Source organism: Paenibacillus tuaregi (assembly GCF_900086655.1).
GTDB classification, from domain to species: domain Bacteria; phylum Bacillota; class Bacilli; order Paenibacillales; family Paenibacillaceae; genus Fontibacillus; species Fontibacillus tuaregi.
The window spans coordinates 5,089,016-5,107,077 of record NZ_LT575476.1; the positions used below are offsets into that span (position 1 = coordinate 5,089,016).

At 50.4% G+C, this 18,062-nt stretch carries 14 protein-coding genes; 6 read left to right on the forward strand and 8 right to left on the reverse strand.

Going from position 1 to position 18,062, the window contains the following annotated elements; all coding sequences use genetic code 11:
- Positions 1–167: 167 nt before the first annotated feature.
- Together BN6628_RS22890 and BN6628_RS22895 are read left to right on the forward strand one after the other, a co-directional pair.
- Entirely contained in the window at positions 168–743 is a 576-nt protein-coding gene (locus BN6628_RS22890; protein ID WP_157692500.1) for an RNA polymerase sigma factor, read from the forward strand.
- On the forward strand, positions 715–1,638 hold the full coding sequence (locus BN6628_RS22895) for a hypothetical protein (RefSeq protein ID WP_068620905.1): 924 nt from the start codon (positions 715–717) through the stop codon (positions 1,636–1,638). The genes BN6628_RS22890 and BN6628_RS22895 overlap by 29 nt, the downstream gene beginning before the upstream one ends.
- A gap of 337 nt (positions 1,639–1,975) precedes the next feature.
- Here the strand turns inward: BN6628_RS22895 and pgmB are convergent, their stop codons facing one another.
- The 8 genes from pgmB to BN6628_RS22935 all read right to left on the reverse strand — a co-directional run bounded on the left by pgmB (position 1,976) and on the right by BN6628_RS22935 (position 12,253).
- Positions 1,976–2,641, reverse strand: coding sequence for a beta-phosphoglucomutase (gene pgmB, locus BN6628_RS22900; RefSeq protein WP_068620907.1), 666 nt, complete (start codon positions 2,639–2,641; stop codon positions 1,976–1,978).
- A 180-nt stretch (positions 2,642–2,821) separates the two neighbouring features.
- On the reverse strand, positions 2,822–5,014 hold the full coding sequence (locus BN6628_RS22905; RefSeq protein WP_068620909.1) for an alpha-L-rhamnosidase-related protein: 2,193 nt from the start codon (positions 5,012–5,014) through the stop codon (positions 2,822–2,824).
- A 72-nt stretch (positions 5,015–5,086) separates the two neighbouring features.
- The gene (locus tag BN6628_RS22910) at positions 5,087–5,926 is read right to left on the reverse strand and encodes a carbohydrate ABC transporter permease (protein ID WP_068620911.1); all 840 of its coding nucleotides are present in this window, start codon (positions 5,924–5,926) and stop codon (positions 5,087–5,089) included.
- A 15-nt stretch (positions 5,927–5,941) separates the two neighbouring features.
- On the reverse strand, positions 5,942–6,838 hold the full coding sequence (locus BN6628_RS22915) for a carbohydrate ABC transporter permease (protein WP_068620914.1): 897 nt from the start codon (positions 6,836–6,838) through the stop codon (positions 5,942–5,944).
- A 65-nt stretch (positions 6,839–6,903) separates the two neighbouring features.
- A complete protein-coding gene (locus tag BN6628_RS22920) occupies positions 6,904–8,193 on the reverse strand; it encodes an ABC transporter substrate-binding protein (RefSeq protein ID WP_068620916.1) in 1,290 nt (429 codons plus the stop codon).
- A gap of 125 nt (positions 8,194–8,318) precedes the next feature.
- On the reverse strand, positions 8,319–10,676 hold the full coding sequence (locus BN6628_RS22925; protein WP_068620919.1) for a glycoside hydrolase family 65 protein: 2,358 nt from the start codon (positions 10,674–10,676) through the stop codon (positions 8,319–8,321).
- A 146-nt stretch (positions 10,677–10,822) separates the two neighbouring features.
- A complete protein-coding gene (locus BN6628_RS22930; RefSeq protein ID WP_068620921.1) occupies positions 10,823–11,833 on the reverse strand; it encodes a LacI family DNA-binding transcriptional regulator in 1,011 nt (336 codons plus the stop codon).
- 135 nt (positions 11,834–11,968) lie between these two features.
- On the reverse strand, positions 11,969–12,253 hold the full coding sequence (locus BN6628_RS22935) for a diguanylate cyclase domain-containing protein (RefSeq protein WP_082927031.1): 285 nt from the start codon (positions 12,251–12,253) through the stop codon (positions 11,969–11,971).
- A gap of 394 nt (positions 12,254–12,647) precedes the next feature.
- On the opposite strand from BN6628_RS22935, the gene BN6628_RS22940 reads away from it, so the two are divergent.
- From BN6628_RS22940 to BN6628_RS22955, 4 genes are all read left to right on the forward strand, one after another.
- Positions 12,648–14,123, forward strand: a complete 1,476-nt coding sequence (locus BN6628_RS22940) for a PTS mannitol transporter subunit IIBC (RefSeq protein ID WP_068620925.1) — start codon at positions 12,648–12,650, stop codon at positions 14,121–14,123.
- Positions 14,124–14,195: 72 nt separating this feature from the next.
- Positions 14,196–16,307 carry a BglG family transcription antiterminator gene (locus tag BN6628_RS22945; protein ID WP_068620927.1) on the forward strand — a complete coding sequence of 704 codons (2,112 nt, stop codon included), beginning with the start codon at positions 14,196–14,198 and terminating at the stop codon, positions 16,305–16,307.
- 20 nt (positions 16,308–16,327) lie between these two features.
- Complete coding sequence (locus BN6628_RS22950; protein ID WP_068620929.1) at positions 16,328–16,765, forward strand: PTS mannitol transporter subunit IIA; 438 nt, start codon at positions 16,328–16,330, stop codon at positions 16,763–16,765.
- Positions 16,762–17,907: a mannitol-1-phosphate 5-dehydrogenase gene (locus tag BN6628_RS22955; RefSeq protein WP_068620935.1), complete on the forward strand. Its 1,146-nt coding sequence runs from the start codon at positions 16,762–16,764 to the stop codon at positions 17,905–17,907. Before BN6628_RS22950 ends, BN6628_RS22955 begins: the two co-directional genes overlap by 4 nt.
- Positions 17,908–18,062: the final 155 nt, after the last annotated feature.

Sequence of the window (18,062 nt, forward strand, 5' to 3'; positions counted from 1 at the left end):
GGAAGCTAACACTGTAATTGCTTTATTAATGTCTTTGACATGGCCGTAGGAACTGTCTTTTTGATATGGTTTATTGATCTTCAAAAATAATTATAAAGATGTCACAAAGCATCTATTTTGATTGTTATTACTCATATAAACAGGGCCCTGGTATGGAAGGAGAATATATGGATCAGAAAAGCGAAGAGTTAGAAATAGATATTATTGTGGCTCAAATAAAAGACGGAAACAAGGAAGCGTTTCGAGCGCTTGTTTGTGAATACCAACGTAAAATCCACGTATATAGTTACCACATGCTTAGGAATAAAGAAGAGGCTGAGGATGCGGTTCAGGAAATCTTTTTAAAGTGTTACCAAAATATACACCAATATTCCCAAGGAACGTCCTTTTCCGGATGGTTGTATACAATTGCATATAATCACTGCATTAATTTACTAAAGAAGCGAAGCTTACGCCATAAGTTGATAACACTTTATCGTACGCAATTGGCTCAAGCAAAGCAGGAAGTAGATTATGCATCATTATCTATTCATGACGTATTAGGCTTACTATCTGCCGAGGACAGAAACTTGCTTGTGCTTAGAGTATGGGAAGACCAAAGCTTTGATGAAATTAGCAGGATTATGAACTGCAAACCGACAACAGTACGTAAAAGGTTTGAGCGTATTCGCAAAAAATTGAAGATGAAAATGATTCAATTGGAGGAGTGTCCAAGTGTCCCAAAAACAGCATTTCGAAGATGATGTGGAAGAGTTAAAAATTCTATTTAATAAACCGGATTTGCCTATACAGGATTTTTCTACAAGAATAATAAATCTTATTGATGAACGGGAATGTAAAACGAATTTAAAACCTAATGTTTTTAAACGAACTGCATTCGTTATCGTGATCGTGGGAATACTCTGCGGATTCACCTACGCAACAACAAAATGGATCGAGTTAAAGGACAAAAACGGAAACGTTGTTCTAGAGGTAAGATCAACAGATAGTAAAGTCTTACCTGATTATCAACAAGCACTCGAAGAAATCAAGAATAAGATTTCTCCTGGGGAATCTGCTACAGTCTATTTTGGTAGTAAAGATGATATTCTGCACAAAAAAACAGATCAGGTCATGCATACCATTTCGCCGTATAAATACACTGATTTTAGTCAATTTATAAAGGCGCTTGCAGCTCCATTCGAATCGAGTCAAATTCAGCCTATTCTCTCAGAAGCATACCAATTTAAAGAAGCATCAATTTATATGAACCCTGCGATCGGAGCCGGTAAAAAAGGGAAAATGATTTTTGGTACAGCTTCAAATGGACAAGAGCTTGGTTACTATACGCAGAAAATTGGAACTCAACCAATCTCCATTGTAATCACTTATACGAATCGCGAGCATGAAGTAAATTATACAAGTTACTTCACGCCAGGAAGGGAAGAAACGAAATTTTTCCAAAGTTCTCCGTCAGTGGATGCTAAAACGGTTATCAATGGTGTGGACACCTATTATTATGTTGACGAGTATACACAGGAGAGATCACTACTGTGGGCTAAACAAGAGAATGAGAGAACAGCTCATTTTGTCTTGAGTAGTACAACCGCGAGCAAAAGTGAACTGTTGAAAATTACAAAAAACATCCTTTCTGATTGAGTTTATTTAAGGTCTTATCTTTATGGCTTTAATATTGAACTAACGGGATACGTTAGTTGAATGATAACAGCGGCAGTCTAAGACTTTATTTATCAGATCTTGGACTGCCGCTGCTTTATATAAATGGTTCATTCTAAAACTTATTTTTCACTGAACAATAATAGCCTGACCCGGCTGATGCGTGGTGCTTACTGTTAAATGGTATTCCTGCCTTATCCTGCTAAGCCATCCTCTGTCGTACCGCATTCAATCTCTCCTGCCGACAAGGATGCCTTACCCAGGTTCACTTATGATCTACTAGTTATACTCTATAAACAGGCCAGACCTCGTCCCCTGCCTATTCTATTAATCCTCTTAAGAACTCAAGGCTTAGCCCTGATGTGTCCGGGAGAACCACATCGGCCCCGGAGCTCTTCAAGGTAATCTCCTCACCGATTCCAACCGCCACCATACCCGCGGATTTGATTGCCTCAATCCCAGCCTGGGCATCTTCAATCCCCACACAAGCATTCGGCTCCGCCCCAACCTCTTCAGCTCCGCGCAAGAACAGATCGGGAGCGGGCTTGCCTTTGGCAACGGAATCGGGATGCACCACATAACGGAACAAATCCGCAAGCTCCAGCGCCCTCAGAATTTGCGGAGCATTCTTGCTGGCCGAAGCAATGACAGCCGGGATATTCTGCTCCCTTAACTCCAGCAGCAGCTCTCGAATTCCTGGATACACATCATCTGGCGTAATCGAATCGAGCAGAGAGGCATAATGCTCATTCTTGCGGGTCGCCAGCTCCAGCTTCTCCTCGGGGGTATAAGCATCTGCTTTGCCACCATGCTCAAGGATACGTTCCAGTGACTCTCCCCGGCTGATTCCTTTCAAATTCTCATTGAACTCCCGGTCAAAGGGAATCCCTATCTGCTCACCAAGCCGCTTCCAAGCCACATAGTGGTACTCCGCCGTGTCCGTAATCACACCGTCCAGATCAAAAATTACAGCCTGCAATTTCATCTCTTCTCCTCCTGATTTCACTCATGACTGCTGCTTCAGCATGAAGCAGCAGTCATGAGTCCAAACTTCTTCCCAAGCCCAAGCCCCTACGGGCAGCATTTAAATCAATTTTATGTCAGCCGTCAGTCCTTGCATATCCATCTCTGGACCCTCAGGCAGATGCCCCTTCGCTTAGATCGGTTACATGATAACTTCAATTCGTGTTCCTTGGCTTATCTTCGTCATCCCGTCCCACTGCACCTCTACCTGCCATCCACCTGGATTGTGAATCACCGCGTGCAGATGTCCGTCAACCTCCTTCAAACGAATGTCGAATTCGGCATCACCCACCACCACTTGCTTCAGCTCACAGCTTCTGCCTTCCCAGGCTCTAGGTAATTTAGGGGCTAGGATCAGCTTCTTCTCGTACGCAGCCGGACGAATACCGAAGAAATGCCGGACTACCGGGACCGCCATGGCATAAATCGTCCAGGCCTGTACCACGCAGCCGTAATCCGGGGACATCTCCGAGAACGAACCCGGCAGTACCCGGGAGAAGGAGCGGCCCATTCTCTCCAGCAGCTCCAGCGCTTGGTCAGGGTATCCGTTTGCCGCCTCGGCCACCGCATGAACCCCGGTGGAGATGGTCATGGTTCCCTGCTGATATATTCCCGCCAGGTATGTTCCGTATTCCCCGATAAATGTGCTGCTGCGCATTGTCTTAAGCGCTCGTTCCGCCTTCTGCGGGTCCGCAATCCCCGCTTCCATAGGAGTGACAATAACCCAGTTCTTATTCAGCAGCCAGCCCTGATCATGCTCATCCTGATCTGCGGTTTCCAGAAGGTTCTCCACATAATCGCGATACCCTGAAAGCCCCTGCTGCTCTGCAAGAGACACCATGTAATCCACTTTAGGTGCGATATCCCTCTTCGATGCCACCGCATCCGCGAACAGCCCCTCTTCTTCCATCCAAAAGACCTCATTAACCGCACGGGATGCCCGGTCGGCGAGTTCCTTATACTTAGCCGTACGCTCAAGATCACCAAGATATCCACTCATCTTGGCCATCGCCTTCAGCGCCTGTGCCGTATACACGGCACTGTCGATCAGCTCCATATTCAAACCGGCAATCTCAATAATGCCATAACCGGACGGGAACAAATCTCCATCCGGGTCCATCTCCCCAAGCAGCCATTCGATACCCTTCACGGCGTACTCGTAATGCCGGCGCAGCAGTTCCTCATCCCCGGTCCAGCTGAATATCTCCCACAGAAACGTTATGTAATGTGCCGTTTCCTGCGTATTGCCCGGATTGGACACAGCGCCCATTGTAGTCACCTCATGCACAATCCGCCCGTTGCCGTTCGCTTCCTCTGACTTCTCCAGAATCAGATTCAGCGTATCCTTGGCCAGCTGTGCATCCCCAACCGCCAGTACACCTTGAAGGGAATACGTGTTGTCACAGCCGAACCACCACGGGTATGTCGGACCGCCTGCGGTCAGGCCCCGGCCGACTCCGTCCACCGTCTGAACCAGCCACTGGTTGTTCCATTTCACCCATTTGAACATTTCAGTGAACCGGTCTTCACCCTCCACCGACAGCTCGGCACGCCTCTGGACCTGTTCATACAGCCGGCGCTTCTCCTCCAGCATAGCCCCGTGACCGGCCTCAATGACCTGATACGATTGCTCGCATGCCTCGCGCGAGACATAAGATCCGGCGACTATGAGCCGGAACTCGAACTCTTCCCGCTCGGCCAGCTCAATCTCGGCGGCGTAAGCCACGCCGCAGCCATTGCCGGCGGTGAACTCGGGCCCGTACAGCTCCGGGCCCACCGCGATCTCCTCGCCCGGCAGGTCGGACCCGATCATGGCGTACCACTCATGATCGCTGTCCTTGACCAGCACCCGCCGCGGCGTCAGCACCTGCGCTTCGTCGCGTGCGCCGTCAAGGATGCCGATCTCGTCCGAGAACCAAACCGGACGCAGATCGGTCCGCGCCAGCAGCTCCAGGCGCAGGCGGGTTACGCCCTTGCCGTAGGCCTGCAGCCGGTAATGGGCGGCCATGCCCTTCTCCAACTCGGGCGCGAACTGCATCCGGTCAATCCGGACCGGAATATGCCCCAGCCCGTGATCATAATCGAACCGGGTGCCCCACGGTTCGTTCGTGAAGCCATCGGCTCTGGACCATACGGCGATACCGCGGTCCAGGTCCGTCACTTTGAGCCAGAAGCCGTCCAGCAGCTTGATCGGATGCAGCCAGATGCCGCCCATCTCATTGACAATGTGGTGTCCGAAGTCCGGGAAATAACCGTCCTGCGAACCGCATATTTTCACATATTCCCCGCCGCTGTAATACAAATTGAAAGGATGCCTGCTTGTCAGTGCCGCCATGATGCTCCCCCTTTATTGTAAGTTGCTCTTCTATGCTAACTTTTGCTTGCGTATGGTTTTAAGCGCCCACACTCACCCTTTGACTGCGGACGAGATCGAAATGCCCTCGATAAAGTACTTTTGCGCGATGAAGAAAGTAATCAGCACCGGAAGCATGATCAGGATCGTGGCCGCCATCAGCATGTTCCACTCTACGTTATACAGGCCTTTGAACATGGACAGCCCGAGCGCGAGGGTATAATGTTCATTGGAATTCAGATAAATCAACGGACCCTGGAAGTCGTTCCATACGCCCATGAAAGTAAAAATTGCTACCGCAATCAGCGGCGGCTTCGAGAGCGGCAGCATAATCCGCAAGAAGATCTGCATCCGGCTGGCCCCGTCCACATACGCCGATTCATCCAGTTCTTTGGGGATTCCCCGCATAAATTGCCGGATGAGGAAGATGTTAAACGCCCCGCCTCCAAAGAAAGCCGGCACAATCAGCGGCAGGAATGTGTCCACCCATCCCAGCTCTTTAAACATTAGAAACATAGGAATCATCGTCACCTGGGACGGCAGCATCATCGTAGCCAGCAGCACCAGGAACAGAGCCCGCTTGCCCTTGAAGTTAAACCTTGCGAACCCATAGGCGCTAACCGCTGAGGAGAATACCGTTCCAATCAGGACGGGGATGAGAATCGTCAGTGTATTTTTCAAGAAGGTGAAGAACGGGATGGCCTGTACTGCATTGGCGTAGTTCGCCCACTTCCACACTTTCGGGAAGAAGTTGTCTTTGAATACTTCCGCAGGCGTCTTCAAGGAGACCGCAACGGTCCACAGCAGCGGCACCAGTACGATACACGCTCCGCCTAACAGCAGCAGAAATGCCACAATGCGAGGCAGATTCCATCGTTTAACTGAATAGTTCATTGCTCCATGGCCTCCTTAATCCCGCTCTTCGTCGCCTTGGTAATACACCCACATGGAAGAACTGCGGACGACCAACAGCGTGAAGAACAGAATGATGATGAACAGAATCCAGGACAAGGCGGATGCATACCCCATCTCATAATCCTTAAATGCTTTATTGTATAAGTACAAGTTATAGAACAGCGTAGAATTCAGCGGACCACCCGAGGTCATAACAAACGCCTCTGTGAAGTATTGGAAGCCCCCGATAATCCCCATCACAAGATTGAAGAAGATGGTTGGTGAGATCATTGGCAGCGTCACACTGACGAACCGCCGGAAGATTCCGGCTCCATCCAGGGAAGCAGCCTCATACAGATCCTCAGGCACCCCTTGAAGACCCGACAAATAAATGATGATCGTGTTGCCCACACTCCAGATTCCCATGACCACCAGCGCACCTAACGCATAATGAGGGTCCTGCAGCCATGCTGGGCCTTGAATACCGAACCACCCCAAAGCCCGGTTCAGCACTCCGTATTCCGGGTTGAAGATCATGATCCACATCATGGAGGTGGCCACAGCCGGAATGACAGAAGGCATAAAATATACCAGCCGGAACACATGCATTCCCCGGCTGCGCATATTCAGCAGCATCGCGGTGAACAAGGCCACAATCTGATAAAGCGGCACAGATACTAATGCAAAGATGAACGTGACCTTTAGCGATTGATAGAACATATCGTCATGGAAAATCTGTTTAAAATTATCTAGCCCTACCCATTCAATCGATTTGATGCCTGTAATGATGTCCCATTTGCTGAAGGAGAGGATCAGAGAGAACAGCATCGGACCCAAGGTGAAGAGCACCAGACCCAACAACCATGGCAGAATAAATAAATACCCCGAGCGTTCTGATTTCGAGTTGCGCATAGTAGCCTCCTTGAAGACAAGGGGTGAACCGGCTGGATAGAGCCGCTTCACCCGCTGTATTTTTCTTATTTCTTGATTTTGCTGTCTACATTTTTGGCGGCTTCATCAAGGGCTTCTTTGACAGTCGATTGATTCAGCATGATCTTCTCCAATGCTCCAGTGAACTGTTCCACGAAGATAGGACCATTCCCGGAACGCATGGTTACCGGTTTTTTCGCAAAGTTCATCATTTCAATAACGGGTTTGTCATTCACTTCTTTGGCTTTGACTTCATCAAGTTCCTTCACTGTGGCTGGAAGAACGGCTCCGTTGGAGGAACGCAGCTTCTGGGCCTCGGTTCCAGACAGCCATTTCACCAGCTCATAAGCTTCCTGTTTGTGCTTGCCCGCCGCATTTACCGCCCAACCTGCACTTGCGATAATGCTTGAACGTGTGCCATCCTCTGATTTCGGAATCAGAGCCGAGCCGTATTTCACATCGGATTTATCCAGATCGCCTTTGATCCAGCGGCCGGTTACCATCATGGCAAGCTTATCCGTCATGAACATCGAGGAATCTCCACCCATCGTCTGGGTATCGGTTGGGGTTGGAGAGACGCGGTCCGGTCCGTTGGACCAAGCCACATATTTCTCAATTGCTGCTACCGTCTTATCTCCGTTCATGTAGCCTTCAGCAGCAGTTCCATCTTCATTGGCAATGTCCGTGCCATAATCCCACAGGTAGGTGTAGATTGGATACTCCCATTTGCCGGCATTAAAGCCGAATTGGGTGAACTTTCCGCCCTCCTGCTTGGTCAGCTTTTTCGCTGCGGCCGTCAGATCGCTCCAGGTCCAATTGTCGTTCGGGTATTCCATCTTGGCTTCATCGAACATGCGCTTGTTGTACCACAGTGCGAGCGGATTGAAGTCCTTGGGCAGATAATATTGTTTGCCCTTGATGTTCATATTCTCAATCAGATCTTTCTGAAAAATATCGAGTTTGAACGAGGTATCCTTCTTCAAGTAGTCATCGAGTGGTTCAACCACGCCTTTGTCCACAAATTTGTAATAGTCCCCTTCACCCACCAGGAAAACGTCTGGCGCTTGACCAGCAGCCAGGGATGCCGTCAGTTTCGTGCCATAACCGTCACTTGGGATCGGTTCGAATTTCACCTCAATATTAGGATGGGCCTTGTTGAATTCTTCCGTCAGCTTCACTTCGTCTGCCGCCGCATTCACATCTCCCCATACGGAGAACGTAAGTTTCACCTTCTCACCGCTTCCCCCTCCGCTGCTGGAGCTTCCTCCAGACGAGCAAGCAGACAGAATCAGAGCAGCAATCATAACCATAACGAGACTAGTTGACCATTTTTTCATATAATGATGACCTCCCTTATGAATATATAAAAGCATTGTAACTGTTAGGAGAAAAGCTTTTGTTTAAAATGTCCCATTGTAATATTTCCCAACCATATGAGACTTCTAACTACTGCCCCATTCTTCTAGGAGATAGGCTGCGCCCCGCTCGTCTGGGGTAATTCCAGTTCACCCTCGAAGCTTACTGGCTTACCAGCCACCTTAAGCCGGATCACATCTGCCGATGAGGATTTGATTCGAATACCGCTGCGGTCTATTCGAATCTGGAGCCGGCTGCCCTGCCAATACAGCGGGAAGGAGAGTTCTTCCCAGGCCTGCGGCAGCCGTGGATTCAGATGCAGCTCCCCGCCAAGCATTCTGATGCCGGCGAAGCCCATTACCAGGCATTCCCATATGCCGCCAAGGGAGGCGGAGTGAATTCCCGCATCGGACGAATGCATATTCGGCCCAAGATCAATCTCGGCAGCTCTGCGGAACAGATCATATGCCAGGGCTTCGTCACCGAAATCATTGGCCAGAATGGAATGGGTCGACAAGGATAGTGAGGAGTCGTGAAGTGTCTTCTCCTCGTAATAATTATAATTCGCCCGCTTCACCTCTGGCTGGAATCTGTCCTCCAGCAGAAGGAACAGCATCATGATGTCGGCCTGCTTGGATACCTGCAGATTGTTCACCTGGTCCAGGTTGTAGTCATCAAAGAGACTACCTACCTTCGTCTGGTTCTTGTATGGAGTAAGATCAATAATCTGCTTCTGCAGGTAAGTATCATCCTGCGGGATGATGTTCTGCTCGTTAGGCTGCGGGAGATAGATCAATCCGAGCTTCTCTTCCCATACTGGACGTGCCGCTTCAAGTCCAAGCTTTGAGTTCAGCTCCGCGAACAGCTCAGGTCTTTTCTCCTTAAGCTCATCACAGTACTGAATTGCTAACGAAATATTGAAATGGGCCATGTAGTTGGTAAACGCGTTGTTATCTACGTGTTCCTTGTACTCATCCGGGCCAATCACCTCGTTGATATGGTAACGTCCGTGCTCCTCATCCCACTCCAGCCGGCTGGCCCAGAACTTTGCCGTATCCAAAATGATCTCATAGCCATAGCGGTCCATGTAATCCTGGTCTCCGGTTGCCTTGAAATAATGCCAGACAGCGTAAGCAATGTCCGAGGAAATATGCTGCTCAATGAATCCCGACCAAATCTTCGTCTGTTCCCCGGTCACAATATCGACCGCACCCCAGACCGGAGTAACTTCCCCATCGGACGGCCACGCAGCTTCCCAAGGGTACATCGCTCCCTCAAATCCATTCTCCTTCGCTTTGCGCCTTGCTCCCTCCAGGCCCAAATAGCGATACTCCAGAAGCGAACGGGCAATCCGGGGATTGCTGTAGATGTAGAACGGCAGAATGAATATCTCCGTATCCCAAAATGAATGCCCCTTGTAGCCCTCGCCACTCAGCCCCTTGGCGCCAATTCCCATTCTCCGGTCATGGGCCGGGGTCATAACCACCAGATGATAGACCGCGAAACGGACTGCCAGCAGATCGAACTCATTCTTTGATTTAAGCGTGATATCGTAATCTCTCCACACCTCAGCCCATGCCCTCTTATGCTCGCTCAGCATTTCGTCGAACCCTTGATCATGAAGCGCTTTCAACTGTTCCAGAGCATGGCTTCTTATTGTGCTTAAGTCACTCTCTCCACCGAACTCCAGATCCCGGCTCGTGTACACAGTGGCTATTTTGTCAAAGGTATACGTATCTCCTTCACTGAGGTCCAATTCGTACTTAACGGCGACCTGCCGCCGTTCAATTTCCATCCGGGGAGCCAGATTCAATTCCGCCCCATTCAACTTATGGCTGTGCGCCGCATGCAAGACAAAAGTTACCTTCGATTCCGTGGTCTGCTGAAGCAGCTCCAGGTAGGTCTTGTCATAAATGCGCTTCTCTCCCTCGTGGAAATGCTGGCTCCCCGAGTTGTTCATTTGCCCGTCTATTCCGGAACCAACTGACAACCTGACATCTCCTTGAAGCGGGGTCACCTCCATCCGCATGCCGATCGCATGCTTATGGTGGAGAGAGACGAACCGGCGGAAGGTGAAGCGAAGCTTCTTCCCGTCCTTGCTCTCCCAGTCGAAGGAACGGGTCAACTCGGCATCCCGGATATTCAGCATCCGGCTGTACCCGGTGAAGCTCCCTTTCTCCAGGGAGAACCGCTCTCCGTCAATCCGCAGATCAAGCCGGGTAAGGTCTGCAGCATTAGGCAGCTCCGTTACTTCTTCCTCATCAAATTTGTTGAATGTTCCGTTCACGAACAGATTTCTTTTCTCTCCGATGTAGGGCTCCTCTGTAGCCGATCTAAGTCCCATATATCCGTTGCCCAGCGACATGATCGCCTCGCATTTCCCTAAGGTCAGAGTGGAAAACTGCTCTTCGGCTACAACCCACTGCATCAAATCATCCGATACTCTCTTGCTGTAATTTAGCATGGAATAGTCCTTTCTCCTGATTTGGCGATAATCTCTCTTTTTTGTAAGCGTAACCGAAATCGTTTTCGAAATGAATAAAAAAGATCGAAAACGATTTCGAATAGGGTAAAAAAATATAGCGTTGGTCGAAAACGTTTTCGAGTACATTATTGCACCTTTACGGACTCTCTGTCAACAACTTCGAAAGGTAAAATTTTTTGATAACCTGGCGCATTCTTTTCCAACATGTAAATGACCTGTTCAAAAGCGGAGTATGCGCTTCCGTAGAAATCCTGTCTGACGGTGGATAATCTTGGAGTAGTATAGCTGGACAATATAATATCATCAAAGCCCATAACCGATAGATCCTCCGGGATACGAACCCCCAGCTCCCTGCATCTGCTCATGAAAGCAATCGCCATCAGATCACTCGCAATAAACACAGCCGTCAAATTTGGATTGGCCTTGAGGTACTCTTCAGTTGCTTCGTAAGCCAATTCCTCTACGTAATCAGCTTCAATCACTATCTTCGGGTCATATTCAATACCGGCACTCTCAAGAGCTTCTCTATAACCCTGTTGTCTCTGAATACTGACCGTTGCGAACTTGTGCCCGTTCATCATTCCGATCCGCCGGTGTCCTTTGCTGATTAGATACTTTACCGCTTCCTTGGCCGCATTCACGTTATCCGTAATCACTGACCCCGCATGGGGTCCTACAATTTCCGCATCAATGACCACGCAAGGAATATCGCTGTTCACCAGCTCTTGGAAGTACGGGTCAGTAGTCCTAAGGCCTGAGATCACTACCCCGGCGATCTTGTGTTCCTTGCAGAACTGCCAGTAGGACTTATCCTGCTGCTCCGACAAGCTGCGTGTGTAAATAACGACCTCATATTGATAATGATTCGCGGCTCCGTAGATGCCGGACATAATCTGAAATAACACGCCATCTTTCCCATTGGTCTGCTCAAAGTTAGAGATAATCAGCGCGATAGTCTTGGTTACCTTGTGCTTCAGATTTTTGGCCAGCATATTCGGGAAATAATTCAGCTCCTGTGCGGCCTGCATCACTTTCCGCCGCGTTGCCTCACTGACATCGGTATACCCGTTAAGAGTTTTGGAAACCGCGGATATGGACACATTGGCACGCTTAGCCACATCTTTGATGGATACCATTACTTCATCATCACTACCATTCTTAAAATATAATCAACTCTATTGTATCCTTTAACACTAAAATATCAACCGGTTCTTCTGACGCCTGTATGGGCTAAGGGGACCATCCATCAAGGAGTCCCCTCTCGCCACATCTTATAAATCAGGTATAGCCAGATCAGCTACCCGGTTCTTGCCCGCATTCTTAGCCAGCCTGAGAGCCCTTTCTGCAGTCCGGACCAGCTCATCCGGCTGCACGTCCACTGAGACGGCGGAGGTTACCACGCCCACACTGACTGTAATGAATTCCCCAAGCTCCGGCATGTTAAGCGGAATCTGGACCTCCCGCACCCCTTTGCGGATTTGCTCCGCCAATTCTAGAGCGCCGGTGGCTTCGTCCCCAAATGCTGAATATGATAGGGTGCCGTCTCTTCTTTCAATCTAGTCAATATATTAGCATTCACGAAATGAAGACCTCCCCTGCTTAATTATGAATCTATTACTATTTCCACACATATAACAGCATAACAAAACTTAGTGCTGTGTCCTAATTATTATTTCATATTTTCCCTTACATTACCTTACAGGTTATAGAGCAAGAAACGTCTGCTCTGCCGAAAAATCCGTGGTGCAACGGTAGTCTCCTCCTATTCAAACAGGAGACGCAGCTAATATGCGGATTGATTTATTAAATCTTGTCAACATTATTCATGACGTGATCAGGTTTTCCTTTCGTTGATGATGTAAGCGCTCTGATTTACGCTTGTTGTGAGGATGATGTGAGGAATCTCACCTCAAAACCACACTACTTTTTAATTAGGGGGATCCGATTCACATGGATACTGCTCACCAAAGTTCGTCCCAAGGCATGCGGGTAAGAATTCAACGCTTCGGTCGTCTCCTCAGCGGGATGGTCATGCCGAATATCGGCGCCTTCATCGCTTGGGGTCTTATCACGGCTTTATTTATTCCAACTGGCTGGTTCCCCAACGAACAGCTGGCCAAACTGGTTGGCCCGATGGTCAACTACCTCCTTCCGGTTCTCATCGGCTATACCGGCGGGAAAATGATTCATGACACCCGGGGAGGTGTCATCGGAGCCGTAACGACCATGGGAGTCATCGTGGGTACCGACATCCCTATGTTTATGGGGGCCATGATTGTCGGCCCTATCTCCGCCTGGATCTTGAAGCAGTTCGACAAATCCGTCGAAGGCAAGATCAAATCCGGCTTCGAGATGCTTGTTAACAACTTCTCGCTGGGTATTATCGGGGCTATTCTCGCCCTCGGCTCTTTCCTGGGCATCGGCCCTATTGTCGAAGTGATCAGCAAGGCGCTGGCAGCTGGCGTTGAAGGTCTGCTTCACGCAGGGCTGCTGCCCCTGGCCAACGTTATCATCGAACCGGCCAAGGTGCTGTTCCTGAACAATGCGATTAACCATGGCGTGCTGGGTCCTATTGCGCTTGAGGAATCCTCGCGGATAGGCAAGTCGATTCTGTTCATGCTGGAATCGAACCCGGGTCCAGGTTTAGGAATTCTGTTGGCCTACATGCTGGCCGGCCGGGGCTCAGCCAAGCAATCAGCTCCAGGCGCAGCGATTATCCATTTCCTTGGCGGGATTCATGAAATCTATTTCCCTTATATCTTGATGAATCCGCGCCTGATTCTAGCGGCCATTGCCGGCGGCGTAACGGGAACCTTTACATTCACCATTTTTGGCGCAGGACTTGTGGCTACAGCCTCACCGGGCAGCATCTTTGCTTATATCGCCATGGCTCCAAAGGGTGGCCTGCTGCCGGTGCTGAGCGGGGTGCTTACGGCAACCGTCGTATCGTTTGTAGTGGCAGCCCTGCTGCTTAAGACAGGTAAGAACAAGGAAGAAGACCTGGAAGAAGCAGCGGCCAAAATGCGCGAAATGAAGAGCGCTGGCAGCACTCCAGCTCCAGCCGCAGCCGCAGTGGCTGAAGCTGTACCAAGCAGCCGCACAGAGAATACAGCAGTATACGCTGAGACCTCCTCTCCTGCAGAACACAGGGACATTAAGAAGATCGTCTTCTCCTGTGATGCCGGTATGGGCTCAAGTGCAATGGGAGCCTCCGTGCTTAGAAAGAAACTGAAAGCGGCCGGGGTGGACGTGGCTGTTACCAACACAGCAATCAGTGAAATCCCTAAGGATGCGGATATTGTGGTGACACACCAGTCGCTAACCGACCGGGCCCGTGGACAGAATCCAAACGCCGAGCATATTTCCATCGAGAACTTCCTGAAAAGTCCGAAATACGACGAGCTCGTCGAGCGACTGAAAAAATAACAGTACTTTTAAATTCAACAAGCGCTGGCTGAATAAGCCGGCGTTTATCCCTCTTTGACGAGGTGCATGCCTATGAACCGTATGACTCCCAGGCAAAGACAAATACTTGAAATTCTGCTTAATCGCCAGGAAGAAGTAACGGCGGGGGAAATAGCCGCCAAGATTGGTGTCAGCGCGAGAACCGTCCACCGGGAAATGTCTGGGGTGGAGCAGCTTCTGACAGATCTGGGCCTCCCGCTGGAGAAGAAATCCGGGCGGGGTTTCCAGGTAACCGGAAGTCCTGACCAGCACCAAGCCGCCTTACAGGAATTGAATGCCTCCGCTCTGACCAGATATTCCACGGAAGAGCGCAAATGGCTCGTCCTCAGCACCCTGTTGGACGAAACCGAGCCTATAAAGCTGTTCTCCCTGGCCCATGATCTTAATGTGGCTGTGGCAACCATCAGCTATGACCTGGATCAATTGGAGACATGGATCAGCAGGAACAATCTTTCGCTGGTCCGCCGCAGAGGGTATGGCGTGGAAATTACGGGAACCGAGCAAGCCAAGAGGCAGGCGATCGGCAAGCTCATCTCGGAGCATCTGGACTATTCGGACCTGTTCGGTCATACAAGCCGCTCCTCCCAAAATGCGTTGACCCGGCAGCTTCAGCGGATGGCGGGTCAGAGCGACCTTCTGAACGTGGAGAATGCGCTGTGGGCCGCAGGGGAGAACTGGCTTGAAGAACTGCCCGAGTCCGCGTATACCCACCTGCTGATTGAACTGTCAGTGGCGTTAACCCGGATCAAAGAAGGGAAGTTTGTTCTTGCCCTATCCTCCCGGGGTTCTGTTAGCCCCGCTGCTGCCGGAGAAGCTCCTGCAGCAGGACCTGAAGATAGAAGCCGAATGGCCGCTGATTATATCTTAAGCTCCTCCCCCCTGTCGGACCTTATCCCTGAGGAGCACAGGCAGGAAGAGACTCTTTATCTATACCACCTGTTCAGCAAGGCTGAGAGATCTTCCCCTGCTCAGGATTTAACGTCCGTAGATGCTGCTCTGATGACTATGGTCCAGCATCTTATCTCCAAGATGGAGCAGCGTACGGGAATCCCCTTCGTAGAGGACCGCTCACTCCGTGAAGGGCTGCTCGGTCACATGGAGCCGGCCTTACATCGGATCCGCAGGGGCGAGCGGGTGCGAAATCCTCTTCTTGGACAGATTAAAAGGGATTACGAAGCACTGTTTGAATCCGTCCGCCTGGTGGTGGACGACATGAACATTGCCGTGAATATTCCGGACGAGGAGATTGGATTCCTGGTCATGCATTTTGGGGCTTCCATGGAAAGATTGAAACAGTTTGCTGGCAGTGTCCGGGCTATTCTGGTCTGCAGCAGCGGAATTGGCTCATCGAAGCTGCTCGCCACGCGGATTAAGAAGGAGATGCCTCAGATCGAGGTGCTCGGCAATGTCTCCTGGTATGAAGCCGCCCGGCTGCCGGAAGAAGACTACGATTTGATCATTTCCACGGTCGATCTTCCTCTGGGGGCGGACCGGTATATCAAGCTTACCCCGCTGCTTACGGCTGAGGATATAGAGCGGCTCCAGGATTACATCCAGATTTCAGCCCCCGTCCGCAAGACGGCTCAAAGCGTGGAAGAGACCGGCTTCACCCCGTTGACATCCGGCCAAGAGCTTAGCCAGCTTAAAACACTAAGCACCACACTAAACGAAATCATCGGACTGATTGACCAATTTGTAATTTATCAACTGAATAATCCGTCATTTGGGCTTGAGATGACGCTCAGCCTGGCTTGTGCAGCTCTTCATAAGGACCAGGTACTTAGTGATCCCGGGCAGGTTGTCAAACGGCTCATCGAACGGGAACAGCTCGGAAGCCTGGTTATCCCGGATACATCCCTTGCGTTATTTCATACACGCAGTGCATCCATTCACCGTCCGTCCTTCACGCTGTTCAGACTGATGACACCCTTGGTGCTTGAAGATGAGCATGCCCACACCGTCCAGCAGCTGCTGATTATGCTTGGCCCACAGCACCTCTCCAAAGAGAGCCTGGAAGTGCTGAGCGAGATCAGCGCGCTTCTTCTGAAGCCTGAAATGACCCGGCTGCTTGAGACGGGGAGCCAGGACGATATTCAGCAATACATGGCGGCTGAACTGCTGCATTTTTTCGAGAATAAAAGATAACAAGATTGGAGAGAACCATCATGAGTATTCTATCTGCAGATAAAATCAAGTTAAACGTGAGCGTAAAAGATAAATATGAAGCCATCCGGATCGCCGGACAACTGCTTGTGGATGCGGGTCATGTCTCTGAACCGTACCTGGACGCCATGATCGAGCGGGAGGATTCCCTTTCAACCTATATGGGAGGCGGACTTGCGATTCCCCATGGCACCAAGGAAGCCAAGAGTCTGATTACATCTACCGGACTCTCGGTTGTGGTCATCCCAGACGGAGTTGAATTTAGCGATGGCGAGAAAGCTTACATCCTGGTCGGCATTGCTGCGGTAGGCAATGAACATATGGATATTTTGACGAATGTGGCCATGATCTTCTCGGAGGACGAGAATGTTGAGCGCATTAAGAATGCAGGCAGTGCCGAAGAAATTATCGAGATTTTTGAAAGCGGGATGGAAGAATGAGAGCGGTCCATTTCGGTGCAGGGAACATCGGCAGAGGTTTTATCGGATTGTTGTTATCTCAGTCCGGGTATGAAGTGATTTTCTCAGATGTGAATGAGACGCTTGTCTCAGAGCTTAAACGGCGCGGGGAATATACCGTAACCTTGGCGAACGACGCTAAGGATGCCCTGCCGGTTACCGGCGTAACAGCCATCGACGGCAAAAACCTGAAACAGGTGGCCGAAGCCGTGGCGGAAGCGGACCTGGTCACTACAGCTGTGGGTGTGGGTATCCTGAAGCATATTGCCCAGGGCATTGCCCAAGGCATTGAGCTCCGGCTCCAGAGCCCAAATGCCCGCCCGCTTCACGTGATTGCCTGTGAGAATGCCATCGGAGGAAGTGCCCAGCTCAAGGAGCAAGTATATGCCCACCTTAGTGAAAAGGCTCGCGCGAAGGCAGGCACGCTGATCGCATTCCCGAATGCGGCTGTGGACCGCATCGTGCCGCTGCAGCATCATGAGGACCCGCTCCAGGTTGTCGTCGAACCTTTCTATGAATGGGTCGTGGACCGCTCCCAGATGATTGAAGGCTTCCACGAGGTCGGTGGCGTCCATTATGTGGACCAATTGGAACCCTATATCGAACGCAAGCTGTTCACCGTGAACACAGGTCACTGCACTGCTGCTTATTTCGGACACCTCGCCGGTTACAACACCATTCAGGAAGCCATGGCAGATGAAGCAGTCGAAGGAAAGGTGCGTGCTGTGTTAGAGGAGACCGGTGCCATGCTGGTCGCTAAACACGGTTTCGATAAAGCTGAACATCAGAAATACATTCTCAAAATTCTGGACCGCTTCCGCAACCCTTCCCTGACAGATGAGGTTGTCCGGGTTGGCCGTTCGCCAATCCGCAAATTGTCACCAAATGACCGTCTCGTCTCTCCTGCCCGGCAGGCGTTGGAATACGGCATCCGTCCGAAGCAGCTGACGGCCGCAATGGGCGCAGCCCTACACTTCGACTATGCCGAGGACCCGGAAGCGGTCGAACTTCAATCCTCTATCCGCGAGCTTGGCATCGGGGAGACGGTAACCAAATATACCGCCATCTCCGCGGACCAGCCGCTCCACCAGGATATTGTGAAGATGTACCAGCAGCTTGGATAGCAGCAGGCTGGCAGATGGAATGGATACTTGTCTGGAGCATGAAGTCTGCGCGTAAAGGTATAACACCTGCAGCTATTGCTAGAGCTTCATCTACAACTTATTATGTGCTAGAGACCATGCATGCCTTTGGGCATTCATCAAGGGAAGGGCGTCAT